Annotated in this window: 24 protein-coding genes; 18 read left to right on the top strand and 6 right to left on the bottom strand. The window is 67.6% G+C overall.

The features are described from left to right. Positions 1 to 220: 220 nt before the first annotated feature. The 5 genes from KBY70_RS12565 (at position 221) to KBY70_RS12545 (ending at position 6,466) form a co-directional block, all read left to right on the top strand. Complete coding sequence (locus KBY70_RS12565; RefSeq protein ID WP_254988720.1) at positions 221 to 1,807, top strand: glycosyltransferase family 61 protein; 1,587 nt, start codon at positions 221 to 223, stop codon at positions 1,805 to 1,807. After that, complete coding sequence (locus tag KBY70_RS12560) at positions 1,800 to 3,071, top strand: tetratricopeptide repeat protein (protein ID WP_254988719.1); 1,272 nt, start codon at positions 1,800 to 1,802, stop codon at positions 3,069 to 3,071. Before KBY70_RS12565 ends, KBY70_RS12560 begins: the two co-directional genes overlap by 8 nt. 62 nt (positions 3,072 to 3,133) lie before the next feature. Beyond that, a complete protein-coding gene (locus KBY70_RS14495; protein ID WP_254988718.1) occupies positions 3,134 to 3,964 on the top strand; it encodes a calcium-binding protein in 831 nt (276 codons plus the stop codon). A gap of 4 nt (positions 3,965 to 3,968) precedes the next feature. Further along, positions 3,969 to 5,690 carry an ATP-binding cassette domain-containing protein gene (locus tag KBY70_RS12550; protein ID WP_254988717.1) on the top strand — a complete coding sequence of 574 codons (1,722 nt, stop codon included), beginning with the start codon at positions 3,969 to 3,971 and terminating at the stop codon, positions 5,688 to 5,690. Next, positions 5,687 to 6,466, top strand: coding sequence for an ABC transporter permease (locus KBY70_RS12545; protein ID WP_254988716.1), 780 nt, complete (start codon positions 5,687 to 5,689; stop codon positions 6,464 to 6,466). Before KBY70_RS12550 ends, KBY70_RS12545 begins: the two co-directional genes overlap by 4 nt. Positions 6,467 to 6,470: 4 nt before the next feature. Here KBY70_RS12545 and KBY70_RS12540 read toward each other — a convergent pair whose 3' ends face one another. Further along, complete coding sequence (locus KBY70_RS12540; protein ID WP_254988715.1) at positions 6,471 to 7,538, bottom strand: hypothetical protein; 1,068 nt, start codon at positions 7,536 to 7,538, stop codon at positions 6,471 to 6,473. Beyond that, complete coding sequence (locus KBY70_RS12535; RefSeq protein ID WP_254988714.1) at positions 7,538 to 8,230, bottom strand: hypothetical protein; 693 nt, start codon at positions 8,228 to 8,230, stop codon at positions 7,538 to 7,540. Before KBY70_RS12535 ends, KBY70_RS12540 begins: the two co-directional genes overlap by 1 nt. A 35-nt stretch (positions 8,231 to 8,265) precedes the next feature. Here KBY70_RS12535 and KBY70_RS12530 point away from each other — a divergent pair, with 35 nt between their 5' ends. Continuing rightward, positions 8,266 to 9,507, top strand: a complete 1,242-nt coding sequence (locus tag KBY70_RS12530; RefSeq protein ID WP_254988713.1) for a glycosyltransferase — start codon at positions 8,266 to 8,268, stop codon at positions 9,505 to 9,507. On the opposite strand, the gene KBY70_RS12525 is transcribed toward KBY70_RS12530, so the two are convergent. Further along, positions 9,443 to 10,144 (bottom strand): hypothetical protein, encoded by a 702-nt coding sequence (locus KBY70_RS12525; protein WP_254988712.1) that lies wholly within the window; start codon positions 10,142 to 10,144, stop codon positions 9,443 to 9,445. The genes KBY70_RS12530 and KBY70_RS12525 overlap by 65 nt on opposite strands. Before the next feature lie 81 nt (positions 10,145 to 10,225). On the opposite strand from KBY70_RS12525, the gene KBY70_RS12520 reads away from it, so the two are divergent. From KBY70_RS12520 to KBY70_RS12510, 3 genes are read left to right on the top strand one after another with little or no spacing between them, the layout of a single operon-like run. Then, positions 10,226 to 10,993: a peptidylprolyl isomerase gene (locus KBY70_RS12520; protein WP_254988711.1), complete on the top strand. Its 768-nt coding sequence runs from the start codon at positions 10,226 to 10,228 to the stop codon at positions 10,991 to 10,993. 39 nt (positions 10,994 to 11,032) lie between these two features. Then, complete coding sequence (locus KBY70_RS12515) at positions 11,033 to 14,020, top strand: peptidase domain-containing ABC transporter (RefSeq protein WP_254988710.1); 2,988 nt, start codon at positions 11,033 to 11,035, stop codon at positions 14,018 to 14,020. A gap of 8 nt (positions 14,021 to 14,028) precedes the next feature. Continuing rightward, positions 14,029 to 15,174: an HlyD family secretion protein gene (locus KBY70_RS12510; RefSeq protein WP_254988709.1), complete on the top strand. Its 1,146-nt coding sequence runs from the start codon at positions 14,029 to 14,031 to the stop codon at positions 15,172 to 15,174. 133 nt (positions 15,175 to 15,307) lie between these two features. On the opposite strand, the gene KBY70_RS12505 is transcribed toward KBY70_RS12510, so the two are convergent. Next, a complete protein-coding gene (locus tag KBY70_RS12505; RefSeq protein ID WP_254988708.1) occupies positions 15,308 to 15,856 on the bottom strand; it encodes a 1,2-dihydroxy-3-keto-5-methylthiopentene dioxygenase in 549 nt (182 codons plus the stop codon). A gap of 55 nt (positions 15,857 to 15,911) precedes the next feature. Between KBY70_RS12505 and cobI the strand changes: the two genes are divergently transcribed. Next, a complete protein-coding gene (gene cobI / locus KBY70_RS12500; RefSeq protein WP_233128731.1) occupies positions 15,912 to 16,667 on the top strand; it encodes a precorrin-2 C(20)-methyltransferase in 756 nt (251 codons plus the stop codon). A 13-nt stretch (positions 16,668 to 16,680) separates the two neighbouring features. Continuing rightward, positions 16,681 to 17,394 carry a DUF4079 domain-containing protein gene (locus tag KBY70_RS12495; protein WP_254988707.1) on the top strand — a complete coding sequence of 238 codons (714 nt, stop codon included), beginning with the start codon at positions 16,681 to 16,683 and terminating at the stop codon, positions 17,392 to 17,394. On the opposite strand, the gene dusB is transcribed toward KBY70_RS12495, so the two are convergent. Continuing rightward, entirely contained in the window at positions 17,385 to 18,413 is a 1,029-nt protein-coding gene (gene dusB / locus KBY70_RS12490; protein ID WP_254988706.1) for a tRNA dihydrouridine synthase DusB, read from the bottom strand. The two genes, KBY70_RS12495 and dusB, sit on opposite strands and share 10 nt — an antisense overlap. Positions 18,414 to 18,441: 28 nt before the next feature. Here dusB and KBY70_RS12485 point away from each other — a divergent pair, with 28 nt between their 5' ends. The 7 genes from KBY70_RS12485 (at position 18,442) to proC (ending at position 23,785) form a co-directional block, all read left to right on the top strand. Then, positions 18,442 to 18,921, top strand: coding sequence for a DUF1823 family protein (locus tag KBY70_RS12485; protein ID WP_254988705.1), 480 nt, complete (start codon positions 18,442 to 18,444; stop codon positions 18,919 to 18,921). A 59-nt stretch (positions 18,922 to 18,980) separates the two neighbouring features. Further along, complete coding sequence (gene der / locus KBY70_RS12480) at positions 18,981 to 20,348, top strand: ribosome biogenesis GTPase Der (RefSeq protein WP_094561432.1); 1,368 nt, start codon at positions 18,981 to 18,983, stop codon at positions 20,346 to 20,348. Positions 20,349 to 20,379: 31 nt separating this feature from the next. Beyond that, the gene (locus KBY70_RS12475; protein ID WP_254988704.1) at positions 20,380 to 21,312 is read left to right on the top strand and encodes a CbiQ family ECF transporter T component; all 933 of its coding nucleotides are present in this window, start codon (positions 20,380 to 20,382) and stop codon (positions 21,310 to 21,312) included. Positions 21,313 to 21,364: 52 nt separating this feature from the next. After that, positions 21,365 to 21,631, top strand: a complete 267-nt coding sequence (locus KBY70_RS12470) for a PipX family protein (protein WP_094561450.1) — start codon at positions 21,365 to 21,367, stop codon at positions 21,629 to 21,631. A 4-nt stretch (positions 21,632 to 21,635) separates the two neighbouring features. Then, positions 21,636 to 22,295: a YggS family pyridoxal phosphate-dependent enzyme gene (locus KBY70_RS12465; protein WP_369802058.1), complete on the top strand. Its 660-nt coding sequence runs from the start codon at positions 21,636 to 21,638 to the stop codon at positions 22,293 to 22,295. A 115-nt stretch (positions 22,296 to 22,410) separates the two neighbouring features. Beyond that, positions 22,411 to 22,962, top strand: a complete 552-nt coding sequence (locus KBY70_RS12460) for a cell division protein SepF (RefSeq protein ID WP_094561429.1) — start codon at positions 22,411 to 22,413, stop codon at positions 22,960 to 22,962. A 7-nt stretch (positions 22,963 to 22,969) separates the two neighbouring features. After that, a complete protein-coding gene (proC, locus tag KBY70_RS12455; protein ID WP_254988703.1) occupies positions 22,970 to 23,785 on the top strand; it encodes a pyrroline-5-carboxylate reductase in 816 nt (271 codons plus the stop codon). 22 nt (positions 23,786 to 23,807) lie between these two features. On the opposite strand, the gene plsY is transcribed toward proC, so the two are convergent. Next, positions 23,808 to 24,428, bottom strand: coding sequence for a glycerol-3-phosphate 1-O-acyltransferase PlsY (gene plsY / locus KBY70_RS12450; protein WP_254988702.1), 621 nt, complete (start codon positions 24,426 to 24,428; stop codon positions 23,808 to 23,810). Between the last annotated feature and the right edge of the window lie 9 nt (positions 24,429 to 24,437).

Here is a 24,437-nt window from a genome sequence, read left to right as displayed (position 1 = left end):
CGTTTTCAGCTTGCGGATGATCTGCTCCGCGGTGTGCCTGGTGCGTTTCATGGTGAAGTCCCCGGCCCAGTCTGGCCGGCTGAGGACTCTCATTCACCCTGGACCGATTGCCGGGGTCCACGTCATTTGCCCGCAGTGCGGCCCGCGTGGGTCAGCCTTTTGATCGGCTGGCTTTGCTGGCGTCGTCCTTCTGGCGGCAAGCCGTGACCCTGCTGCAGCCATGAGGGGTTCGGTGTTGCCCCCCGCAGCTCTGCACCAAGACGCCTTGGCTGCGTTGGAGCAGGCCCGGCCGCAAGCAGCCCTCGGCCACTGGCGCCAGCTGCTGTTGCAGGATCGCGCTGCTGTGCGCGCCCATGTGCAGGCGGCCGCTGCGACCCTGGCGGTCGACCCCCTGGCCCCCCTGCGCCGTCAGGCGCTGGGTCTGATCGAGGCCCTGCTGGCTGGCGACCCTGGCGAGGCTGAGGTGGTTGCCTTGGGAGCGCTGTTGCGGGGGTGGGGAGAGCTCTGCTACGCGGAGGCCCCTGGCCGGGCGCTGCAGCACTGGGAGCGGGCCTGGGGCTGCGGCCGTGATCCCCAGCTGGCGTTGCATCTGGCCGGGCTGTATCGCCGCTTGGGCTTGGGCGAGGGGGCCAGCTGGCTGGAAGACGCTGGAGGTGCAGCAGCTGCTCGCCCTGCTGCTGCGGCTGGGCCGGTGGCCCTCGAGCCCTGGCCCAGCAGCCCCTGTGCGGCCCAGGCCTGCAGCCCCTGCCAGCACCAACCGGCTCCAGACGATCCACCCCTGCAGCTCTGGCAGGTGCCCGGCGGCCGCTGCTGGGTGCAGCGTCACACCAACCCCTGGGGCCACAGCCATGGCCTGGCGGTGCAGACGGCCGAGAGCGATTTTCTGCCGGAGCTCTGTCGCCGCTACCCCTGGCCCTGGCCCACCTGTTCCCACCTGCAGGCCCATCGCGATGAGGCGCTGCGGCAGCTGGGCTGGCTGGCTGCGGTGCCTGCGGCCGCAGGAGGCTTGCCGCCGCAGGTGCACCATGCGGGCCCGGTGCTGGCCATCGCGGAGCTCTCCGGAGAGCTCTACTTCCACTGGCAGCTTGAGCTGCTGCCGCGGCTCGGGCGCTGCTGGCCCGAACTGCAGCGGCAGTGGCCGGGCCTGCAGCTGTGGCACAACGGCGGCACAGGGCCCTGGGTGGCCGAATCCCTTGAGCGCCTCGGCATTCCGCCGGAGCGGCGGATCTGCGCCCAGCAGGTGCCGCACCTGCAAGCCGAGCTGCTGCTGGTGCCCAGCTTTGCCAGCGCCTTTGGGAGTCCGGCAGGCGCCAACCTGGCGTGGCTTGAGCAATTCTGGGCGGTGGCACGCACCAGCCCGTTGGCAGGGGGCAGGGCGGGGGCAACCACCGATCCACCCCTGCTGTTGCCCCGGCCCGCCACGCCACGCCGGGCGCTGCTGGGGCTCGACGCTGCCTTCCTGCCGGGCGTGGCCAGCCTGCCGCTCGGGCCCGTGGCAGACCAGCTGCTGGCCGTGGCCCATGCCCAGCGGATCGTGGCCCCCCATGGGGCCGCCCTGGCCAACCTGATCGCCGCTCAGCCGGGCACCGCGGTGCTCGAGCTGGTGAATCCGGCCTACCAGCCCCCCTATTTCGCCGGGCTGATGCAGCGGCGCCAGCTGTCGCATCAAGTTTTGCCTGCTGCTGACACCCCCTGGCCCCTGCAAGAGCTGCTCTATGAAGGGCCCTTGGCCTTTCCGATCGACCTGCGCTCCGGCGGCAGTCCGGCGGCCGAGGCCATCGCCCAGTGGTGCGCGGCCCATGCTTGACCCCCAGCTGCACGACACCCTCAACGGGTTGGCGGAGCCCAATCCAGCGCCGGAGCTGTTTGAGCGGGTGTCGCGCTGGCGGCGCAGCTGCGGCGATGCGGTGGCGGCAGGCCGCTGGCAGCTCTGGAGCTTGCTGCCCCCGGAGCGGCCAGAGCTGGAGAAGGCCCTCGCTGAGCTTTGGCTGAGCCAGGGTGAGACCGCCCAGGCAGCAGCCCTTTTGCCCGCCCATGGGGCCAGCTGGGAGCGCTTAGCGCTGCTGCTGGAGCAGGGCCACTTGGAGCAGGCCCGCGCCCTCCAGGCCGCGTTGTTGGCAGCGCCACCAAACCTTTCAGACAGCCAGCTGTTGGCCCTGGCCGGCGCCTGGCAACAGCAACAGTGCCCAGATCAGGCGTTGCAACTGCTCGAGCAGTTGGTGCGCTTCTATGGCCAGCGCAGCTACACCATCACCCCCACTCTGGCCAATGCCCTGGCCCAGGTGCTGGAGCAGGCGCAGCGCTATGGCGAGGCAGCCCAATGGTGGCGCCACAGCCTGCAGCAACACCCCCAACAAGTGGCGCCGCTGATGCGCCTGGCGCGCCAGGCCATGCGCGAGCAGCAGCCTGCCGCCGCCGTGCACTACTGCCGCGAGGTGCTGACCCTCGACCCGGGCCATGCCTGGGCTCCACAGCTTCTGCAGCAGGCCCTGAAGGCTCACGGTGCCCGCGGATCCCTGGCCCTGCTGCGGGGTGAGCCGCTGCCAGCCCCATGGCGCCGCCGCCAACAGCGCTGGCTGGAGCCGTTGCGGGGGCTCATGAAGCCCGGCGCGAGCAGCGACCAGATCGCTGGGTTGATTGCCCGTGGCCCGGTGCTGCCGTTGCCGCTGGCGGCTGCGGAGGGGCCTGAGGAGGGCGGCGCTGAGTTGGCGCTTTGGGGCGATGCCGATGGTCTGGCCCTGGTGTCTGTGTTGCAGCAGGTGGCTGCACGTCCCCATGGTCTCCGGGTGATCTGGCTGCTGGCCAGTCCAGAGCCCCTACTGCAGCAGCACAACCTGGAGCGGCTCCTGCAGCAGCCGGGGGCGCTCAAGCTGCGCTGGTGGCCCTGCTGGGATCCCCAGCAACATGCCCTGTTGACGGGGCTGGCGCTGGCCAAGGGGGCCCGCGATGCCCCGGCCGAGCACATGATTCCGGCGGGGTGCCGGCTGTGGCGCCGCGGAACAGCACTCCAAGGCTGGCATTCGGATTCTGCAACTTATAATGCAAATGATGCACTTAGCGGCGAATGCTGACGCAGCCAAGCCGAATCCGTAGTTGCAATGCTGTATAATTTGCGCAGTGAAGTTTATACACGGTGTCTTTCGCCATCCCCACCGTTGCACCCATCACCGTAACGAGCTCCACGGTTGAGCCCATCGCCGGTTCGACAACGACGCTCAACACCGCAACGCCTGTGGTCATCACCGATCCCGGATCTACGGGCACTCCGGTGACGATCACCGGCAACGGCACGCTGGCCGTGGCCACCCAGGAAGCGCAGGTGTTGCTAACGGGTAACGGCGACATCGACGTCGGCATTGCGCGTGACAGCAATGGCAATCCGCTGGGCATGGGTGGCGCGGTGATCCAAGCCACCGACACCAAGGGCGGCAGCATGGTGGTCAACCTCGACGGGGCCAATATCGGGGGCGCCAAGGTGAGTGGCAATGTCAATCTTTCCGGCCTCGGAGGTGCCGGCACCATCGCTGACAACGCGCCTCCTGGCACTTTCGATGGCACTCCCGACACCTATATCCACACCGGCGCTGGCAACGACGAAATTCAGGGCAGCGCCGGGATCGATTTCATTCGTGCCGGCGCCGGCAACGACACCATCAATGCTGGTGCGGGCGACGACATTGTGCGTCCGGGGGCTGGCAATGACTTCATCACCCTGGGCAAGGGCAATGATGTGGTGTATCTCACCGTTGACCAGCTCCAGGGCACCAGCACCAACACCATCTCCGACTTCAAGGTGGAAGGTGCGGACAAAATTCAAATTGCCAAAGAGCTCCAGGGCCTGGTGTCGATCAGTGGCAAAGGCACCAACCAGATCGTGATCAGTCTCAGTGGCGCCCAAACCGGCACCACTACGATCGTCTCTGAAGGCCAGGCCATCAACGACGACGACATCCAATTCGTCTGATCCCTTGATCCCCACCCATGCCCAGCCCCTCTGGGTGCTGGGCATGCATCGCAGCGGCACCTCCCTGTTGGTGCGCACGCTCGAGCGTGCCGGCGTCAGTCTTCCCACCAATCTGTTGCCACCAGCAGCAGACAACCCCGATGGGTTTCAGGAGTCGGCTGATTTTCTAGCCCTCAATGAGGCCTTGCTCGCCCAGGCCGGCTCGCCTTGGGATGGCACCTGGCCCCTGGCATCGGGCGTGGACTCGGCCCAGGTGCAGGGCTTGGACAACGAATGCCTGCGCGGCCTCGAAGGCTTGTTGGCCACCGAAAGCGACCCTCCCTTGCTTGGTGGCAAGGGCCTACGGGCCCTCAAGGATCCACGGCTGTGCCGCACCTGGGGCTGCTGGCAGTCGTTTCTGCCCCAGCCCTGGCAGCGTTGGGGAGTGGCGATCGTGCGCCATCCCTTTGCTGTGGTGGCCTCGATCGGCTACCGCGACGACATGCATCCGATCAAGGCTCTGGCCCTGTGGCTACGCCACAACCTTGAGATGCTGCCAAACCAGCCCGGCTTGCCGCACGCATCCTGGCCATTGCTCAGTTTCGAGCGCTTGCTTGCCGATCCTGCCGCCGAACTCGCCGGTCCACTGCAGCAGTGGCGCCAGGCTGGTTTGGCGGTGGCGCCAACCCCCGGGCCCGGCGGCCCGCCTCGCCCCCTGCCCGCTATCCCTGCACAACTCGAGGGCGTAGATCAGACCTGGCAAGACCTGGCCTTGCACTTTTACCGGGCCCTCACCGCAGCCCGCCGGCTGGAGCAAGTGGATCCAGCCGTTTGCGCTCAGGTGGATCGGTTGCTCAACCAGCAGCCCCTGCTGACCCAGCAGCTACTGGCGATCGAAACCAACCGGCGTCTCACCCTGGGCCATGCCTTGGCAGCGGAGCGCCGCGGCACGGCGCCACAAGAGCGCTTGTTGGGAGAAACGGATCTGCAGCGGCTCGAGCAGGCCCAGCGCCGCCCCGTTGCCGACCCCCATCTGGAGCTGCAGGGGGTGTGTGTGGATTTGCGCGGCCGCGAGCAGCGCCATTCACTCACGCGCTTGGCCTTAGGTGTGCGCCGCTCCAGCACCCGAGCCCTCGCCCTCGATGGCCTCACCCTGCATGTTGAGCGTGGCGAACGGGTGGGGTTGCTCGGCCACAACGGCAGTGGCAAAACCACCCTGCTGCGCCTACTCAGCGGCATCTATGCCCCCACGGCAGGCACCTTTCGCTGCCATGGCGAGCTGCTTTCGCCCATCATCGAGCAGTCGCTGGGTTACAGCCGTGAGCTCACCGGTGTGCAGCTCTGCTACTACAACTACCTGCTGCATCAACGCCAACACAGCAGCTGGGCCGATTACCTCAATGAGATCGAAGCGTTCACCGAACTCGGTGATGCCCTGGCCACCCCAACCAAAACCTGGTCGCAGGGGATGCAAACCCGCCTCTCGTTTGCCCTGATCACCGGGCGCAGTGTGACGGGCCTGGCCCTCGATGAGGGGTTGGTGGCGGGAGATCAGTGGTTTCAGCGCAAGGCCAAAGCCCAGCTGGATCGCTTCATGGCCCAGGCCGGCACCCTGGTGCTGGCCTCCCATTCGGTGGATCTTCTGCAGCGTTACTGCAGCCGGGGGGTGATTCTTGAGCGGGGCCGCATCTGCTTCGATGGCAGCCTGTTTCGCGCCTTGCAGCTCTACAAAGGGATGGTGGGATGACCCCGTGCAGCAGCTTGAACAGCTACCGCCAGATCCTGCCGGCACTGGCGTATGCCGCCTGGCTGAGGTTGTCCGTGCAATTCGCCCGCACGCTGATTGGCAGCGGTTGGATTGGTCTCTCCACCCTGCTGTCGGTGGCGGTACTGGGCACCATCTACGGCACCCTCACCCGCGTGCCCGATTGGCCGGCCTACTGGATTTACGTGGCCCTCGGCATGGTGAGTTGGTCCACCCTGGCGGGCAGCATCACGGCCAGCTGCACCTTGATGGAGCGGGCGCGGGAACGCCTGCTCAACCAGCCCCTGCCCCTGGGGGTTTACGTGCTGGAGGAATGGGTGACAACCAGCTTCAGTTTGCTGATCGCCCTGGCTGGCTTGCTGCTGGTGGTGGGTGTGCTGGAGCCCCAGGTGTGGCTGCGGCTGCTGCAAGGAGGTTGGTTAGGCCTCCTCAACCTGCTGTTGGGGTGCCTTTGGCTCTCGCTCCTGCTCAGCCCATTGGCGGTGGCCCTGGCTGATCTGCCCCAGCTGATGCCAATCCTGTTGCAGATCGGCTTTTTGGCCTCGCCGATCCTCTTTTATCGCCAAAGCCTGGGGGCTCTGGCCTGGGTGAGCCAACTCAACCCGCTCTACGGCTGGGTGCGCCTGGCCCGTGACCCCTTCCTCGGCGAGATGCGCTGGGGCTGGCAGCTGCTGGTGCTGCTGGTGCAATTGGCCTTGGTGGCGGTGCTGCTCCGCTGGCTTGACCGGCGCCGGATGGCTGTGATCCGCTGGTTGTAGTGCCCTATTGCTTGTAGCCAATGATCGGTGGGCGCAGGAAATCCACCAGCTCGACCGCATCCACCCAGTCGGGCCGGCCACCAGCGAGCAAGAGCGGATCGAGGCTGTGGCAGAGATTTGACTCCAGCAGGTCGCGCTTGATGAATGGAAACCCTTGCAGCAGCAAGGGAATGGCGAATTGATGGCTCGGCGACACATGAATGATCGCGCGATCGCTGCTCTCGAGCAGTTGGCCCAGCAGCAGGTCTGCCGCCGCCGCTGAGCAGTGCTCCAACAGCTGCTTGGCCAGGGCGGTGCTGCAGAGCCAACTGCGCAACCCCACCACCCCATGCAGGGGCTGCAACGCCACCCCGTGGCGCAGCAGCAGTTGGGACAGGCCAATCTCGCCATCCCGGATTGCTGCGGCCGTGCCGCCCCAGCCCGGGTAGCTCCACCAGAACCCATGCCACCAGGGTTGCTGCAACACCGCAGCAGGGATGTTCAAGGCATAGCTCTGCAGGTGGTAGCCGTTTTGGAAGGAGTCGGTGAAGCCCACCACCGCGTCTGGATGCCCATCAAGAAAGCGCGGCCAGCTGCTCGTCTCCAGATCCACCACCGGATAGACGCTGTCATTGAGCAACACCAGCTGCTGGCACTGCTGCAGCGCGCCCCGCTGGGCTAGCGCCAGCCAGGCATCTTGGAAGGCACCGAAATCCCGCCCCTGGTTGCTGCGCAAGAGCACCGGCATCTGCCGCTCGGCACACCACTGCAGGCCGGCTTCTTTCAAGCCGCTGCTGATCACCAGCACCTGCCAGCCCCGATCCGTCAGGTTGTTCAGCAGGCGCCGCACGCAGGCCTGCAAGTGGCCCCGCGGCGAGTAGTGGCAAAACAGCACCATCCGGCTGGCCGCTGCGGTCTGCTCCGGCCAGATCAGCTGCTCGACCCGCTCCAGCCGCCGGATTCGGGCCAACATCCGCTCGGCGTGACGCCGCTGCAGCGGAGCTGCCAAGGGGGCCAGCCGGCGTTGCTTCCAGCTCTCCCAATCCTGTTGCCACCGGCGCAGGCGCCGCTCCAGCAGGCTGCGGGCGCCCATCAGCCCTGCCCCACGGGCTCGGCGCTGAAGTAGCCACCGGGCACCAGGGCAACGCCGGTGTTGAGGCTGTGCTGCTCGCGCGCAAATGCCGCAGCGGCAAAACGCTCGGGCACAAAGCGAAAGTCGATGCTGCTCACCGACACCCCTTCGCGGTTGCGGCAGCAGCCATGGCGCCGATCGATGTGGTTGAACAGCACCAGCTCGCTGGCCGCCAGGGAGAGTGGGCTGTACCGATAACTGCCCGCTTGCTCCTCCACTTGCAGCGCGGCAGAGCCTTGCATCGGCGTGAGTGCCAGCACCGCATTGAGCTCATGGGGCGGGTGGCCGAAATCGGAATCGTGATGAAAACTGCCCACCCAGCGGTTGCCCGGCAGGCCAAAGCGATAGGTGGGGATCTGTTGCACGAAACAGGGCTCACCGATGAGCTCCACCACCACACGCGCCGCAAGGGCGGTATACAGCGGTGCCAGCTGAGCATGGGCTGCGTAGAAGCGTTGATGCAGGTCGGTGTGCTGGTCGCGGCCTGGGCGAAACAGCGGGTAGGGGCCAACGTGCTGGTGCAGGTCGGCCAGGGCCATGCCCAGCTGCTCTTCCAGGGCCAGCCGCAGGGTTTCGGCTTCCTGGAGGCGCCGGCGCCGGCCATGCAGGCGTTCCCTCAGCTCCTGCGCTTGCAGGATGAATTGAGGGCGCATCCGCTGCGCCCCACTGCGCAAATCGCAGTGCCCCGATGCAGCACTGGCACCCATCACCATTTGTGCGGCCAGCCTTCGCCGAGGCCAATATGCCCCATATCGGTAGGTATACAGCGTTGCAAATTCGTATTCGTCTTTATGGCCACCTGCGCGCTGCTTTCGGCCTAGCCGGTGGCGCCCAGGCCACCAGGCGCGCCCTTGAGCAGGCCGGCTGCGAAGTGGAGCCCGTGGATCTGGCCCTCGTCAGCCACCCCCCCCTGGAGCCGGCTGAGGACCCGGAACCTTCGTTGGAGCCAGCCACGGTGCAGGTGGAGCTGGTGCACACCAACCCCAATGTTCTGACCCATACCCCCGGCTTGCTGGATCCGGCCACGCTCCAGGCCCCCATCCGCATCGGTTACTGGGCCTGGGAGCTCGAGCAGTTTCCAGAGGGCTGGCAGGACCACTTCCGCCATTTCCACGAGATCTGGTGCCCGAGCAGCTTCTCGGCGCAGGCATTGGCCCAGCGGGCACCGGTTCCGGTGGTGGCGGTGCCCCACCTGCCCGATTGGCCGCGCTTGGACGCTCTTTATGCCAAGCGCCAGGCCCCACCGAGGGCCGGGCAGCCGTTTCGCTTCCTCACCCTGTTCGATTACTGGAGCACGCCAGAACGCAAAAATCCCGCAGGTGTGATCGACGCTTTTCAGCGGGCCTTCCCGCTTGGCTCCGGCACGGCCACTGATGCCGCCCCTGCAGTCGAGCTGGTGATCAAAACCAGCAGTGCTGCGCAGTTTCCGGCTCGAGCAGCTGAGCTGCGGGCCCTCACCGCATCCGACCCGCGCATCAGCTGGCGCGATGAGCTGCTGAGCTCCGCCCAGCTTGATGCGCTGCTCGCTTCTGCTCAAGCCCTGGTGAGCCTGCACCGCGCGGAAGGCTTTGGGCTGGTGCTGGCAGAAGCCATGGGCGCCGCCGTGCCGGTGATCGCCACGGGCTATTCCGGCAACCTGGAGTTCTGCGCTCCCGGCAGTTGTTGCAGCATCCCCTGGCAGCCGGTGACCATCCCTGCCACCGCAGGCGACTACCCGGCCGGTGCCACCTGGGCCGAGCCGGACGTGGATGCCGCGGCCCAGGCGATGCGCCAGCTGGCGGCTGATCCTGTAGCCGCAAGGGCCTTGGGAGAGCGGGGCCGCCGGGTGGTGCGCGAGCGCCTCAATCCCCAGCGCATCGCCGCCATCATTCACCAGCGGCTGGGGTCTCACCTGTTGCCACCAACCCCAACAGCTGCAGCCGCTGGCTGAGCGCCTCTTCCCAGGGGCTGGCTTCTGCCACTCTGTGCAAAATCTGCCAGCAGCGCTGGGGATTCAAGGCGTAGCAACTGGCTTCCAGCAGCCGGCGGCGGCACGCGGCGTTGCTCAGTCCATGGCGCCAGAGCCAGTCGCTCAGTTCCTCTCCGGGAACCAGCAGGGCTGCTTGCTGGGCACCGCTCCAGTACGCCTCTGGGGTGTCGGGCTGCCCCAACCAGACCTCCAGGGTGTCCAAGCAGCGCTTGATCTCCAATTGATAGAGCACCTGCAGGTGGTTGCGCGCTGTGAGTGGGCTGCTTGAGCCCTCTTGTTCACTGCGCCGATACAGCGCTTCCGCCTCCTCGAGGCGCGCCTGGCCCCGCAGGGCATCGGCCATTTTGTGGCTCACCCAGAAGCTCCGCCCCGGGGCCTCGAGAGCAGGGCGCAGCACCGCTTCGCAGAGGGCGTAGGAGCCTTGCATCAACAGGCAATAGCCGAGGGCATCCCGCAACTCCCAGCTCGCCGAGGGTGCCAGTTGCAGCAGGCGCCACAACAGACCCTCCGCTTCTGGCCAGGCTTCCTGCTGCAGACAAGTGCAGGCTTGGTGCCAAAGCCGCTGGCCCAGGTCTGCACCTGCCTGCGTTGCTGTCATCGCGTGATCCAGGCGCTGTTGAATGGGCGGTAAGCCATTCTCACGCCCACAATCAGTTGCGCTGTTTTGTCTGTTCCGTTGTTGGCCTCCCAAGCACAGTCCCAGCCCTCGCACCAGCTGGTGTTGCTCTGGCCAGCTGCTCCCCTGCTGGAGGAGTTGATCGGCACCGGCTTGCTGCTGCTATGGCTGCAGGCCCGGGTGGAGCAGTTGCTGTGCTCCCGGTCCGAGTCCGCGCCAGCGGCCCTATTGGAGTTGCAGCAAGCAGCGATGGCCCCCGCCACCCAGACGTGGGACAGCTGGTGTGAACAACGCAGCCTGGATCCGGCCTGTCTCGATGGCCTGGCTGCCCAGCGCCAACAGCTCGAAGACCTGAAGCAGGGCTGGTTTGCCAAACGGGCCCATGAACTGTTTTTGGAGCAGGGATCGCTGCTGGATCAGGTGCGCTTTTCGGTCCTGCAAACCACCGATCCCGACCTGGCCCAGGAGTGGTTTTTCAAATTGCAAGACGGCGAATCTGAATATGCAGATTTGGCATTAACTTCGCTGGGTGCGGAGCAGCAGAGTGGCGGTAGTGTTGGCCCTGTGCGCGTCAGAGATCTCCAATCGCCTTTGGATTTGCTGCTCCGTCGTGCCACTCCGGGGATCGTGCAGCCCCCCCTGCTCACCCCTGCCGGCCGCAGTTGGGTGGTGCGCCTCGATCAACGGCTACCGGCCCAGTGGAATCCGCGCCTATGCGCAGAGCTGGTGGAGCAGCTCTACCGCGAATGGCTCAACGCCACCTTGAAAGGCTGGCTCGATCAGCAGCCCCGGCCCGGTGCCCAGCTCGTGCTGGAACGCCCGAATGGCTAACCCAAACATTTGCAGCAACCCAAGGGCTCGGAGTCGCCGATGACTGAGGCCGCCAGCCTGCCGATCCTGCAGCGCGGATGGCTGGCCGAACAGTCGGCCACGCTCCAGCAAGCCCTGCGCAGCCACCTCCAGTGGTTTCGCTACCGCACCGGCCAGGCCCTGCTCCAGCGCGATCGACTGCCCCATCAGGTGATGTTCATCGCCGAGGGCAGTGTGCGACTTGTGGCCGATGATCCCGCCACCGGTCCTTTCACCCTGGCCAGGCTCGGCCCAGGAGATGCCCTCGGCTGGTGCGGTTTGGTGCGCGGCGTGCCCTGTGAAACAGCCCTGGCGATGGAGCCCAGCCTGGTGGGGGCCCTGCCAGCCGCTGAATTCCTCAAGGTGTTGCGCAGCGACCCTGCCTTGCAGCGCGCCTGCCAGGAGGTGGATCGCAGTGAGCTCGCCGAGCTGCTGCTGGCTTGGCTGGCCGCCCAGCCCCAGCGTTACCGCGATGCCCCTGGACTGATCGAAGCGCTGTGGCAGCCCGGTGGCCTGCAGGTGCTGACTGGCGCCGAGCTGGCCCAGCCCCAGGAGCTTCCAGCCGATCACCTCTGGCTGCAGAGCGTGCCCCAGAGCGCGCCCCGCCAGGCCTGCAGCCACTGGCCTGGTGGGGTTGGGGCTGACGCCGCGCGTCTGGTGGGGATCCGCCGTTCCCTGCTCGAACCGGCCCTGCACGAGCGTTTCAGCCAATCCGAACCCGGCCCAGCGGCTGGCCAACGGGGCTACCGGGCTCCCCAAGCCCTGTGGGACGTGGCCCAAGACGCCAGTGACTTACCCACCCCGGATGAGCTGCCCGACCTGGGCTTTAGCTCCTCTCGCCTGCGTCTGCCCCCCCTACGGGAGTTGGGGGAGGGGCCCCTGGCCTCCGCGATGGTGTGCCTGCAGCGGCTGGCCAGCCGCTACCGCTTTCCCTTCCCGCGTGACACCGTGCAGCAGGTGCTGCTGGATTGCGAAACCCGGCTGGGCGGCATCTCGCTGATTCACCTGGGCCAGTTGCTGGAAAGCCTGGGCCTGGAAGTGCGGCCACTGCGCTCCCCCGGCAGCCAGTTGCATCGCATCGAGCCGCCAGCACTGATTCGCCTGCACGATCACTTTGTGCTGGTGGAGGAGGCGAGCGCCAAGGGCTTGCTGGTGGCCGATCCTCAGCGCGGCCTCGTGCAGCTTTCGCTGGCTGAGGTGCGGGAGCTCTGGCCCCAGAGCCTGGAGTTGATGCTGGTGCGGCCTGCCGAAACGCCCGACGCCGACCAAGAAGCCACGCGTTTCGATCTGGCTTGGTTCTGGACCGTGATGCAGCCCTACCGGCCGCAGATGGTGCTGCTTCTGATCACCGGCTTCGTGGACAAGCTGCTCGAGGTGGTGTTTCCGCTGGGCATGTTGCAGATCATCGATGTGGTGGTTGGTAGCCGCAACCTCTCCCTGCTTCTGCCGATTGGCGTGGTGATGGCGATCGCCATCGTGGTGATGGCGGTGCTGGGATTCCTGCGCCAGTTGCTCCTGTCCGATCTCTCCGACCGCATCGACACGCGCCTGGGCAGCCAGATCGTGGGGCATCTGTTCCGGCTGCCGCTCAAGTTTTTTGATCGCCGCACAGTCGGCGACCTCTCCAGCCGCCTCTACGACCTGCAGCGGGTGCGGCGCTTCCTCACCGATACGGCGATCAGCAGCACGCTCGATCTGCTGTTCATGCCGTTGCTGGCGGTGGTGCTGTTTTGGCTGCAGCCGGTGCTTGGAACTGTGGTGGTGCTCCAGGTGCCTCTGCTGTTGCTGATCAATCGCTTCAGTCGCCCCGCACTCAAGCGTTTGCTCACCCGTCGCAACCGGGCCTGGAGCCGTGCCCAGGGTTTCCTGGTGGAGGTGCTGACCGCCATCCGCACCGTGAAGAGCCAGAACTTCGCCACCCAAGCCCGCTGGCAGTGGCTGGAGCGCTACCGGCTGTACACCGGCGAAGACTTCAAATTCTCCCAAGTGCAGGTCACCACCCGGGAGCTGACCAAGGCTGTCAGCCAGGCGATGCGGGTGGCGCTGTTCATGGTGGCGGCCTGGTTGGCCGTGCAGGGCTACACCTCCGTGGGTGGCATCTTTGCCGTGTACATCCTCTCGAGCGGCATCACCGGGCCCCTCCTCAACCTCGCCACCATCTCCAACCAGTACCGAGAAGCCAGGGCTGCCATGGACGCCCTGGCCGATGTCCTTGGCCAGCAGCCGGAGGAATCCATCAGTAGCGCCAGCCTGCTGCCCCTGGGCCCCATTCGTGGTGAGGTGAGCTTTGAGCGGGTGGCCTTCTCCTACGGCCTTGATGGCCGTCGCCAGCTCGACGACTTCAGTCTTGAAATCGCTCCAGGTCAGTTTGTGGGGCTGGTCGGCAGCAGCGGCAGCGGCAAGAGCACCGTGGTGCAGTTGCTGGATGGGCTTTATCGCCCCCAGGAGGGGCGTGTTTTCGTCGATGGCACCGATATCGGCAAGGTGCAGATCGGCAGCCTGCGGCGACAGGTTGGGTTTGTGCCTCAAGAATCGATCCTGTTTGACGGCACGGTGCTCGACAACTTGCGCCTCAACATGCCCGATGCCCCCTACGACGCGGTGGTGGAGGCGGCCCGGGTGGCCTGTGCCCACGACTTCATCATGCAGTTGCCCGATGGCTACAACACCAGGGTGGGCGAACGCGGTGGCGCCCTCTCCGGCGGTCAAAAACAACGCATCGCCATTGCCCGGATGGTGCTGCAAAACCCCAACTTGGTCATCCTCGATGAGGCCACATCCGCCCTCGACCCGACCACCGAATTTCTGTTGCTTGAGCGACTCCGTCAGCGCTTTGCGGGCCGCACCCTGTTGGTGGTGACCCACCGGGTCGGCACGCTGCGAGAGGCCGATCGCATCCTGCTGATGGATCAGGGTCTGATCCTGGAAGACGGCAGCTGGGATGGCCTGATGGCCCGGGGTGGTGCCTTCGCCACCCTCGCCACCCAGCAAAGCTCCCATCACGCCTGAGCCCAGCCATGGCTAACTCCACGCGTCCGTCCAGCCCAGCCCAGCGCCCTGCGTTGCCGGGGCGGCTGGTGCACCAGCAGGGCACCGGCATCGATGATCTCGAACAAGAGGCCCTGCGGCTGGAGAGTCGCCCATCGCCCAAGTTGCCACTGGTGCTAGCCGGGGCCCTATCGGTTGTCACCCTCACTGTGTTTGTTGCTGCAGCCGTGGTGCAGGTGGATCAGATCGTGGCCGTGCCCGGCAAGTTGGTCACCCGACGCAGCACCCAGGCCCTGACAACCCCGGAGCAGGGCGTGGTGAAGGAGGTGTTCGTCAAGGAAGGGCAGCGGGTGGAAGCAGGTCAACCGCTGGTGGTGCTGGATCCCCAGGTGCAACGCAGCGATGTCAACGAGCTCGGTCTTCAGCTGCAGGCTGAGGATTCCCGTCTGGCCTCGGCCCGGGCGCGTGTGCTGGAGTCCATCGCCGGTTTGGAGCGCCAGGAGGCGATTGATCGACGGGTGTTGGAGCCGTTGCAGCGGCTATCCGCTGAAGGCGGCACCCGCATGCTCGATGTGGCGGAGAAAGAGCGTTTGCTGGAAGCCACCCGCCGTGAGTTAGCCGAGGCCCGCCGCGAGCTGGTCACGATCAATTTTGAATCCCAGCGCACCCAGGCCCAGTTGCGGGCCGATCTGGTCGGTGCCCGCTCCAAGCTGGAGTTGGTCACCCTGCGGGCCCCCGTCAGCGGCACCGTGATCAATTTGCAGGCCCAGACCGGTCAGGTGGCCAGTGGTCAGGTTCCCTTGCTGAAGCTCGTGCCCAGTGATGAGCTCCAAGCGCAGGTGTTCGCGCCCAACCGCGACCTGGCCTTCATCCGGCCGGGTCAGAAGGCTGAGGTGGGCTTTACCGCTTACGACCCGACCCTTTATGGGACGCTGCCCGCCGTGGTGGCCACCATCAGCGAAGACGCTTTGCCGCCCAGTCCTGAATACGACTATCCCCATTTCCCTATCACCCTGGCCCTCGAGAAACAAGTGCTGCAAAGCAAAGGGCAGCGTTTTGCGTTGCAGCCCGGCATGGCGCTCAATGCCCATATCAAACTGCAGAAGCGCACCATCCTGCAGTTGTTGTTCAGCCGCTTCAACCAAACTCTCGATGCCGTGCGCACCGTGCGATAGAAGCGCGCCAGACAACATTTTACTGGCCCTGCTGGCGACCAGCCCCTCCCAGCTTGGTTCGCTGCTTGCTGCGAACTTGCGAAGGGCGCTTTGGTCGCGAGGGCACGGCCCACCACGAGCCGCGGATACGCAGCTAATCGAGCAGCGGAAACTGCGCAGCGATGCCATCGCCGGTGAACTGGGCCACCCAGCCGTCGGGGTTGTCGAAGAAGCGGATGGCGGTGAACTGCGGGGCGGAGCCCATGTCGAACCAGTGCTTGGTGCCGGCGGGCACCCGCAGGAAGTCGCCGGTCTCACAGTGCACTTGCAGCACCTCCTCGCCGATGTGCAGGCAGAACAGCCCGCAGCCCTCCACAAAGAAGCGCACTTCGTCTTCGCTGTGGGTGTGCTCGGCCAGAAACTTCTGCCGCAGGGCCTGCCCCTCGGGGTGCTCCGGGGTGAGGCGGATCGCATCCACCGTGGGGTAGGTGCCGCTGGCCTGCACCTGAGCGATCTCCGGGGCATAGGCCGCCAGGATCTCGGCCGACTCGGCGTGCTCCGGGAGCTCCACCCGGGCCGGCCAGCGCTCGAAGCCGATGCCGCGCGCAGCTAGGGCTTCGCCGATCAGGGCCGGATCACTGCTGGCCAGGCTGGCCGCGGCGGGGCTACCGCCAGCGGCCGGGAAGATCTGCAGATGGCTCATCGCACCAGCGCGCCCACTGACGTGAGCCTAGAAAGGGCCCCTCAGCAGCCTGTGTGTGATTCCCCCCTCGAGTGCGCCTGCCGCCGTCGGCCTCACCCTGGTGGGCGTGGGCCCCGGTGATCCGGAGCTGCTCACGGTGGCGGCGGTGCGGGCGATCCAGGCGGCGGCGGTGGTGGCCTACCCGGTGGCGCGGCTGGAGGCTGAGGGCATGGCGGCGGCCATTGCTTCTCCCTGGATCGACCCGGAGCAGCGGCGGTTGCCGCTGCTGTTTCCGATGGTGACGGAGGCCGAACCGCGCCGGGCGGCCTGGCACGCCGCCGCCGATGCCCTGGCGGCGGAGGTGGCGGGTGGCCGCGCCGTGGTGCTGCTGTGCGAGGGAGATGCCTCTCTCTACGCCAGTGCCTCCTATGCCCTGCTGGCCCTGGCGGAACGCCATCCGGCCTGCCCCGTGGCGGTGATCCCCGGCATCACTGCGGTGGCGGCTGCAGCAGCAGCAGGCCGCTGGCCCCTGGCCCTGCAGCAGGACGCCCTCTGGATCCGCCCCACCCCTGACACCGCCGCGGCACTGGAGGCGTTGCTGGCGGAAGCCCGGGCGGCTGGGGCGGTGCTGGCCCTGCTCAAGCTGGGCCAACGCTGGCGCTGGGTGCGGCCGATTCTCGAGACCCGGGGCCTGCTGGAAGCGGCATTGTTTGCCCAGCGGGTGGGCTGGCCCGACCAGCTGCTGGCCGCGGCCGCGGCGGTGCCCGGCGAGGAGCAGCCCTACTTTTCGCTGTTGCTGATCCGCCAGGGTTGGCCCGAGGTGTTGCCATGACTCAGGTGCTGCCATGACGGCCATCGACTGGTTCTCCCTGCTGCACCCGGTCCTGGTGATCTTGTTTGTGTACCCGGTGGTGGGGGCCACGATCCGGCTGGGGATCCTGGTGCGCGAGAAGCGCCTGGGGATCACCCAGCAGCCCGCCCTGGTGCCCCGCGAACATGCCGACCACGGCCGCTGGCTCACGGCCGGGGTGGTGGTGGCGGTGTTGACCGCCCTCGTGTACTCCTTCCTCAGCAAGGCCGCGGAGCCCGGAGCGGCTTTTGCCGGAGGGGCAGCGCGCCTGGTGCTGCTGATGGTTGTGGCGGCCGGCACCCTGGTGGCGCTGCTGGCGCTGCTGAAGGTGAAGCGGCCAGCGCTGCGGGCCAGCTTCACCCTGCTCACCTGGGCCGGTCTCCTGGGCCTGGGTAGCCAACCGGAGATCTGGCGCCTCTCCGACAACCCCTTCAGCGGGGCCTTCTGGAGCTCCCACTACTGGAGCGGGGTGCTGTTGACGGGGCTGCTGCTGTTCAACCTGGCGGCCCGGCCTGAAATCACCCGCCACCTGCGCTGGCGGCGGCTGCACATCGCCTCCAACCTGCTGGTGCTGGTGTTGCTGGCGGTGCAGGCCATCACCGGCAGCCGCGACCTGCTGGAAATCCCGCTCAGTTGGCAGAAGCCAGCGATCCACCGCTGCGATTTTCAGAGCCGCATCTGCCCGGAGCCAGCTGCTCCTCAAGCCTGAACAGCCGCTCCGCACTTTCCCAGCTGGCCTGCGGCCCGATCCAGCAGCTCCAGCGCCTCGGCCGGGGTGGGGGCCCGCATCAGGGCGTGGCGCAGCTGGGGGGCGCCGGCGAAGCCGTTGCAAGTCCAGCTCATGTGCTTGCGGGCGATCAGCAGGCCGTGGTCACCCTTGGCTGCCACCAGGGCCCGCAGCTGCTCGGCCGCCAGGGCCAGCTTCTCGGCAGGGCTGGGGGTGGGCGGCACCGGCCGGCCGGCCAGGGCCGCATCGAGTTGGCCCACCAGCCAGGGGGCGCCCATGGTGCCTCGGCCCACCATCACGCCATCGGCGCCCGTTTCCGCCAGGCAGCGCAAGGCATCCTCCGGGCTGTTGACGTCGCCATTCGCGATCACCGGAATCGTGAGCGCCGCCTTCACCGCGGCGATGGCGGCCCAGTCGGCGCGGCCCTTGAAGCCCTGCTCGCGGCTGCGGCCGTGCAGGGTGAGCAGCTGGGCGCCGGCGCTCTCGAGCTGCTGGCACCAGGCCACGGGGGCGAGGTCGCTGCCGCACCAACCCAGCCGCGTTTTCACGGTCACCGGAATGCGCACGGCCGCGGCCACGGTGTCCACGATGCGGGCCGCCAGCTCGGGGTCGCGGATCAGGCCGCTGCCGCCGCCCTTTTTGGCGATCTTCTTCACCGGGCAGCCCATGTTGATGTCGATCAGGAAGGCGCCGGCGGCCTCGGCGCGGCGGGCCGCCTCGGCCATGGCGGCGGGGCGGTGATCAAACAGCTGCACGCCGATCGGGCCGGCTTCGCTGGCGAGCTCCTCCACCTTCTGCAGCCCGAAGCCCAGCTCCAGGCTGGTGGCGTTCACCATCTCGGTGAACAGCAGGGCATCGGGGGCCCAGCGCCGCACCAGGCCGCGGAAGATGCGGTCGCTTACCCCCGCCAACGGCGACTGCAGCACCCGGCAGCGCAGGGCGCGCGGTGTGCCGTTGCCGGCCAGCTGCAGGGGTGTCTGCGGGGGAGAAGCGGTGATCATGGTGATCCGATTGTGATGCTCCAGGCCGATGGCTTCCGTTCAGGCCGCCGCCAGCCCCGATCCCTTCGCCCTGAGCCGCGAATTGCTGGAGGCGGTGTTGGCCGACCGCCTCAGCGATCGTTTCGTGTGTGAGCTGATCTGGCCGCGCCTGGGATACGCGCAGAACGGCTCCGGCATCTGGAGCGCAGGCCCGGCTGCGGGCGCCGTGTGGCGGGAGTCCTTCCCGATCGAGCCCCAGTTCATCGCCGAGCGGCCGCCCAGCGTCGCCCTCACCCGCTCCATCCCCAAAGAGCACAAGCAACTGCTCAAGGAGCAGCTGGGCTTCGCGGGCTACCGGATCGGCGAGCTCTACCCGCGCCGCACCCGCCGCGCCACCGCCGTGAACTGGCTGCTGGCCCACCTGGCTGAGCGGGGTGAACCGTTGCCGGAGAGCGGGCCGCTGCCGGCGCTGCGCGAGGTGCCGGCCGATCCGGTGGCGGGCCATCCCGGCGACCTGCCGATCTCCTGATGGCCCGGGTTGGGGCCTCTCTGTAGGGTCAAGACAGGACAGATGTAGGAATACCTCCCTTGGCCTTACCGGTCGTTGCCATCATTGGCCGCCCCAACGTGGGCAAATCCACCCTGGTGAATCGGCTCTGCCGCAGCCGCGAAGCGATCGTGCACGACCAGCCCGGCGTGACGCGCGATCGCACCTACCAGGAGGGCTACTGGGCCGATCGCACCTTCCGCGTGGTGGACACCGGCGGCCTGGTGTTTGACGACGACAGCGAATTCCTGCCGGAGATCCGCGAGCAGGCCAACCTCGCCCTGGCCGAAGCCGCCGTGGCGTTGGTGATCGTGGATGGTCAGCAGGGCTGCACCGCCGCCGATCAGTCGATTGCCGAATGGCTGCGCGGCCAGGGGGTGCCCACCCTGCTGGCGGTGAACAAGTGCGAGTCGCCCGATGCGGGCCTGGCGATGGCAGCGGAATTCTGGGGCCTGGGCCTGGGCGAGCCCTTCCCGATCTCGGCCATCCACGGCGCCGGCACCGGCGACCTGCTCGACAAGGTGGTGAGCTTCCTGGCGCCCAGCGAGGAGCAGGAGGGCGAGGAGGAGCCGATCCAGCTGGCGATCATCGGCCGGCCGAATGTGGGCAAATCCAGCCTGCTCAATGCCGTGTGCGGCGAGAACCGGGCGATTGTCAGCCCGATCCGCGGCACCACCCGCGACACGATCGACACCACGATCGACCGCGAGGGCAAAACCTGGAAGCTGCTCGACACCGCCGGCATCCGGCGCCGGCGCTCGGTGAGCTACGGCCCTGAATACTTCGGCATCAACCGCAGCTTCAAGGCGATCGAGCGCTCCGATGTGTGCGTGCTGGTGATCGATGCCCTCGATGGCGTCACCGAGCAGGACCAGCGCCTGGCGGGCCGCATCGAGGAAGACGGCCGCGCCTGCGTGGTGGTGGTGAACAAGTGGGATGCCATTGAAAAGGACAGCCACACCATGCCGGCGATGGAGAAGGAACTCCGCGCCAAGCTCTATTTCCTCGACTGGGCGCCGATGCTGTTCACCTCGGCTCTCAGCGGCCAGCGGGTGCAGGCGATCTTCCCGTTGGCCCTGCTGGCGGTGGAGCAGCACCGCCGCCGCGTCACCACCTCGGTGGTGAACGAGGTGCTCACCGAAGCCCTCAGCTGGCGCACGCCCCCCACCAGCCGCGGCGGCCGCCAGGGCCGCCTCTACTACGGCACCCAGGTGGCGGTGCGGCCCCCCAGCTTCACCTTGTTTGTCAACGAGCCCAAGCTGTTTGGCGACACCTATCGCCGCTACGTGGAGCGCCAGATCCGCGAGGGCCTGGGCTTCGAGGGCACGCCGATCAAGCTGTTCTGGCGCGGCAAGCAGCAGCGCGATGCCGAGAAGGAGCTGGCCCGTACCCAGAATCGTGGCCGTTGAGCCCAGGCCAGAGGTGAGAGGGAGCGGCTGAGTGGATGTTCTGCGCCAGATCCCCATCGGCCAGTTCGCCGCTCCGGATCCGGCAGAGGCGGCCGGCGGCGGCAGTTGGCTGCGCCGGCTCGATCCCCGGCTGAAGCTGGCCTGGAGCCTGATCTTCCTGGTGACGCCGATCCTGGCCGGGCCGCTCTGGCGCCTCAGCCTGGTGGTCCTGCTGCTGTTGATCACCGCCGTCAGTGGCCTGAGCTGGCGCCTGTGGCGCCGCAGCGTGCCGCTGCTGCTCGCCCTGGCCCTGCTGGTTGGCGGCTTGGCCGCGTTGTTGCCGGCGGGGTCGCTGCCACCAGCCCCTTTGCAACGCCCGCCGGTGGAGCTGCGGCTGGAGCCCGGCCCGCCCGGCACTGCACCGCCGGAGCGATCCGGTGCCCGTTGGGTGCTGCTGCGCCAGGGGCCGTTGGTGGTAACCCGGCGCTCGGCGGAGCTCGGCCTCAATGGCGCCACGTTGCTGTTCACGTTGGTGCACAGCGCCAACCTGCTGCTGCTCAGCACCGCCCCCGAGCAGCTGGTGTGGGCGATCAGCTGGCTGCTGGCCCCCCTGGGTCGGTTGGGCTGGCCGGTGGAGCGGCTCGGGTTCACCCTGCTGCTGGCTCTGCGGTTTTTGCCGCTGGTGCAGGAGGAGCTGCAGAACCTGTTGCGATCTGTTGCAACCCGGGCGGTGAATCTCAAGCGCCTGGGCTGGAAAGGGGGCCTCGGCCTGGTATTGGCTGTGGGTGAGCGGCTTCTGGCCAATGTGCTGCTGCGGGCTGAGCAGGGGGCTGAGGCGCTGCTGGCTCGCGGCGGCTGCTGGCTGGCACCTGAGCTGCTGCATCGCCCGCTGGTTGGGGGCCGGCGCCAGGGCCTGCTCAATGGCACGGCGGCGGGATTGCTGTTGCTGGTGCTCGTGCTGCGCTGGAAAGTCGGTGCCCTTTAATGGCAACTGACCGATCGCATTCGTGAGCAGCGCATTGGCGAGCAGCGCATTTGTGAGTCCCGAGCGCTATCTCAACCATCCCACCTTTGGGATGCTTTATCGGGTGGCGTCGGTGTCCGAAGGCCGTGATCTGTTTGCCACGCTGTATGCCCAGCGCATTTTCTTCATCGTCACCCTGCAGCCTCGGGGTGCCACCTTTGAGGTGGTTCCGCTGATGGATGCTCGCCACTACGCCGAACAGAATCTGGCAAGGGCCCGTCGTGAGGGTCCTGAGGCCCATGCCCATTGGCGTCAGTTGTTTGACCAGACCTTCATCTGAGCTGGTGGCTGACGGCGGGCTGCCTGAGCGATTGGCCGGCCTGCGGTTTGGGCTGCCCCCCGGCTGCCGCCTGTTGGCGGTGAGCAAGGGCCAGCCGACCGCCCGGATCCGTGAAGCGGTGCTGGCCGGGCAGCGCAGCTTCGGCGAGAGCCGGCTGCAGGAGGCTGCGGCCAAGCAGGCCGAGCTGGCCGATCTCGAGCCCCTCGACTGGCATTTCATCGGTCGCCTGCAGGCGAATAAGGCCCGCGGCGTGGTGCGCCATTTCGGCACGATCCACTCCCTCGACAGCCTGGAGCTGGCCCGCCGCCTGGCACGCATCGCCGCCGAAGAGCAGCGGGCTCCGGCCGTGCTGTTTCAGGTGAAGTTCCGCCCCGACCCCGCCAAAACCGGCTTCGAGCCGGCCGAGCTGCGTCGCCATTGGCCTGAGCTCAGCGGCCTGGCGCCGCTGCGGCCGGTGGGACTGATGACCCTGGCACCCCTGGGCCTCACGCCAGCTGAGCGCAGTGACCTGTTTGGCGACTGTGCCGCCCTGGCCACGGAGCTGGGCCTGCCGGAGCGCTCGATGGGCATGAGCGGCGACTGGCCCGAGGCGGCCGCGGCGGGCAGCACCTGGGTGCGCATCGGCAGCAGCCTGTTTGGAGCGCGGCCGGCCCCGTTGGGCTGAGCCTCCCGTTGACGGGGTGCGAATCCCGAAATCGGTGCGAATTCCGCTCTGAAACCCTTGCCGCCATTGGCGTGGGACGCTATTCAGGTGGAAAGCTTCCTGTGAGGTTCGCTCCGTGTCGTTGTTCTCCCGTCTGCGTGCCGTTGTCTCAGGAGACGACTACCTCGATGGCGACTACGACGACGAGCTCGATTACGACGGTGGCGAGCTGCCCGAGCCCGGTTTCACCAGCCGTGCCAGTGCTCTGGCCCTGAGCTCCGATTTCACGGCCGACGATCCTTTCGCCGGCACCAACGTGATCGGTATGCCTGGCCTGTCCACGGCCGCCGCTGAGGTAACCCTGATGGAGCCGCGCAGCTTCGATGAGATGCCCCGCGCCATCCAGGCCCTGCGTGAGCGCAAGACCGTGATCCTCAACCTCACGATGATGGAGCCGGATCAGGCCCAGCGCGCTGTGGATTTCGTGGCCGGCGGCACCTTCGCCATCGATGGTCACCAGGAGCGCGTCGGCGAGAGCATTTTTCTGTTCGCTCCCAGCTGCGTCACCGTGACCACGGCCGCCAGCGAAGAGACCTCCGCCTCCTCGATCGTGAGTCGGGAGAGCAGCGAGCCCCAGCAGGAGGCGGCCCCCAGCCCAGCTTGGGGACGCCAGGACGCCGCCATTTAGGGCCGTCGTGACGCCAACCTTCGGCGTGGTGGGCCTGGGCCGCATGGCCCAGGCTTTGTTGTGGCCCCTGCTGGAGGCTGGGCTGGTGGAGCGCGAGGGTGTGCGGGCTGTGGTGGCCAGTGAGGCCTCCGCCGCCAGCCTGCGCCAGGCCCATCAGTTGGCCGTGGACACCGATGCGGCCGCCGCCTGGACGGCACCGGTGGTGTTGCTGGCGGTCAAACCCCAGCAGCTGGAGGTTGCCGCCCGGGGCGCTGCCGAGGCCGCCGCGGCAGGTTCTGCTGCCCCATCGGGCGGCCTGCTGATCTCGGTGCTGGCCGGCGTCACCCTGGAGCGTCTGCAGCGCCTGTTTCCCGCTTGGCAGTGCGTGCGCGCTGTGCCCAACACGCCGGCGCTGGTGCGTGCGGGTCTCACCGGCCTGGCCTGCGCCGACGCCGTGCCGGCGGAGCGGCGGCGCTGGGTGGAGCAATTGTTTGCCCTGGTGGGCGAGGTGCACGAGCTGCCCGAAGCCCAGCTCGATGCCTTCCTGGCCCTCACCTCCTCCGGGCCCGCGTTTGTGGCGGTGGTGGCCGAGGCCCTGGCTGATGGTGCTGTGGCGGCGGGGCTGCCCCGGCGGCTGGCCCAGCGCCTGGCCCACCGCACCCTGGCCGGTAGCGCGGCCCTGCTGCAGGAGCGGGATCTCCATCCCGGCCAGCTCAAAGACATGGTGAGCTCTCCTGGCGGCACCACCATCGCCGGCCTGCGGCAGCTGGAGCAGGCTGGGCTGCGTTCGGCCCTGATTGAGGCGGTGATCGCCGCCGCCGAGCGCAGCCGCGCGCTGGCCTGAGCCGGCTTTGGCTTGAGTGCGGTCAGCCCTTGGAGGCGCCCAGCCGGGGCTCGGTGCCGGCCAGCAGCCGTTGGATGTTGCTGCGGTGGCGCCACACCACCAGCACGGTGGTGAGCAGGGCGAGGGCCAGGTAGGGCCAGCGCAGCCCCAGGCCCGTATCGGCAAACCAGCCCAGCATCAGCAGCGGCAGCGCCAGGGCCGCCACCACGCTGGAGAGCGACACGATGCGGCTGACGCTCAGCACGGCGAGAAAGATGCCGAAGCAGGCCAGGCCCACCGGCCAGGTGAGCCCCAGCAGCATGCCCAGGCCCGTGGCCACCGCCTTGCCCCCTTTCCAGCCCAGCCACACGGGCCAGATGTGGCCGGCCAGCGCCGCCAGCCCGGCCAGCACCACGCCAACCCCGAAGGGATCGAGCACGGTTTTGGCCAGCAGCACTGCGGCGGTGCCCTTGAGCACGTCCACCAGAAACACGCCCAGGGCAGGCCCCTTGCCCACCACCCGCAGCACGTTGGTGGCGCCGGTGGAGCCGGAGCCCTCGCGGCGGATGTCGAGGCCGGCAAGCCAGCGGCCCGCCAGGTAGCCGCTGGGGATCGAGCCGAGCAGGTAGCTGGCGAGCAGCACGGGCAGGGTGATCAGGGGCATGGCAGGCGG

It is taken from the genome of Cyanobium sp. ATX 6E8, from assembly GCF_024346335.1.
Lineage (GTDB): Bacteria > Cyanobacteriota > Cyanobacteriia > PCC-6307 > Cyanobiaceae > Cyanobium_A.
This window is presented reverse-complemented; position numbering and strand designations above follow the sequence as displayed.

What these genes read in the sequence shown, in the direction of transcription:
- KBY70_RS12495 (WP_254988707.1), top strand. Translation starts at nt 16,681, where the DNA reads ATGACGGCCATCGACTGGTTCTCCCTGCTGCACCCGGTCCTGGTGATC.
- KBY70_RS12515 (WP_254988710.1), top strand. Translation starts at nt 11,033, where the DNA reads ATGACTGAGGCCGCCAGCCTGCCGATCCTGCAGCGCGGATGGCTGGCC.
- dusB (WP_254988706.1), bottom strand. Translation starts at nt 18,413, where the DNA reads ATGATCACCGCTTCTCCCCCGCAGACACCCCTGCAGCTGGCCGGCAAC.
- KBY70_RS12525 (WP_254988712.1), bottom strand. Translation starts at nt 10,144, where the DNA reads ATGACAGCAACGCAGGCAGGTGCAGACCTGGGCCAGCGGCTTTGGCAC.
- KBY70_RS12560 (WP_254988719.1), top strand. Translation starts at nt 1,800, where the DNA reads ATGCTTGACCCCCAGCTGCACGACACCCTCAACGGGTTGGCGGAGCCC.
- KBY70_RS12530 (WP_254988713.1), top strand. Translation starts at nt 8,266, where the DNA reads ATGCAGCACTGGCACCCATCACCATTTGTGCGGCCAGCCTTCGCCGAG.
- KBY70_RS12505 (WP_254988708.1), bottom strand. Translation starts at nt 15,856, where the DNA reads ATGAGCCATCTGCAGATCTTCCCGGCCGCTGGCGGTAGCCCCGCCGCG.
- KBY70_RS12485 (WP_254988705.1), top strand. Translation starts at nt 18,442, where the DNA reads ATGGCTTCCGTTCAGGCCGCCGCCAGCCCCGATCCCTTCGCCCTGAGC.
- plsY (WP_254988702.1), bottom strand. Translation starts at nt 24,428, where the DNA reads ATGCCCCTGATCACCCTGCCCGTGCTGCTCGCCAGCTACCTGCTCGGC.
- KBY70_RS12540 (WP_254988715.1), bottom strand. Translation starts at nt 7,538, where the DNA reads ATGGGCGCCCGCAGCCTGCTGGAGCGGCGCCTGCGCCGGTGGCAACAG.
- KBY70_RS12510 (WP_254988709.1), top strand. Translation starts at nt 14,029, where the DNA reads ATGGCTAACTCCACGCGTCCGTCCAGCCCAGCCCAGCGCCCTGCGTTG.
- KBY70_RS12535 (WP_254988714.1), bottom strand. Translation starts at nt 8,230, where the DNA reads ATGCGCCCTCAATTCATCCTGCAAGCGCAGGAGCTGAGGGAACGCCTG.
- KBY70_RS12545 (WP_254988716.1), top strand. Translation starts at nt 5,687, where the DNA reads ATGACCCCGTGCAGCAGCTTGAACAGCTACCGCCAGATCCTGCCGGCA.
- KBY70_RS12565 (WP_254988720.1), top strand. Translation starts at nt 221, where the DNA reads ATGAGGGGTTCGGTGTTGCCCCCCGCAGCTCTGCACCAAGACGCCTTG.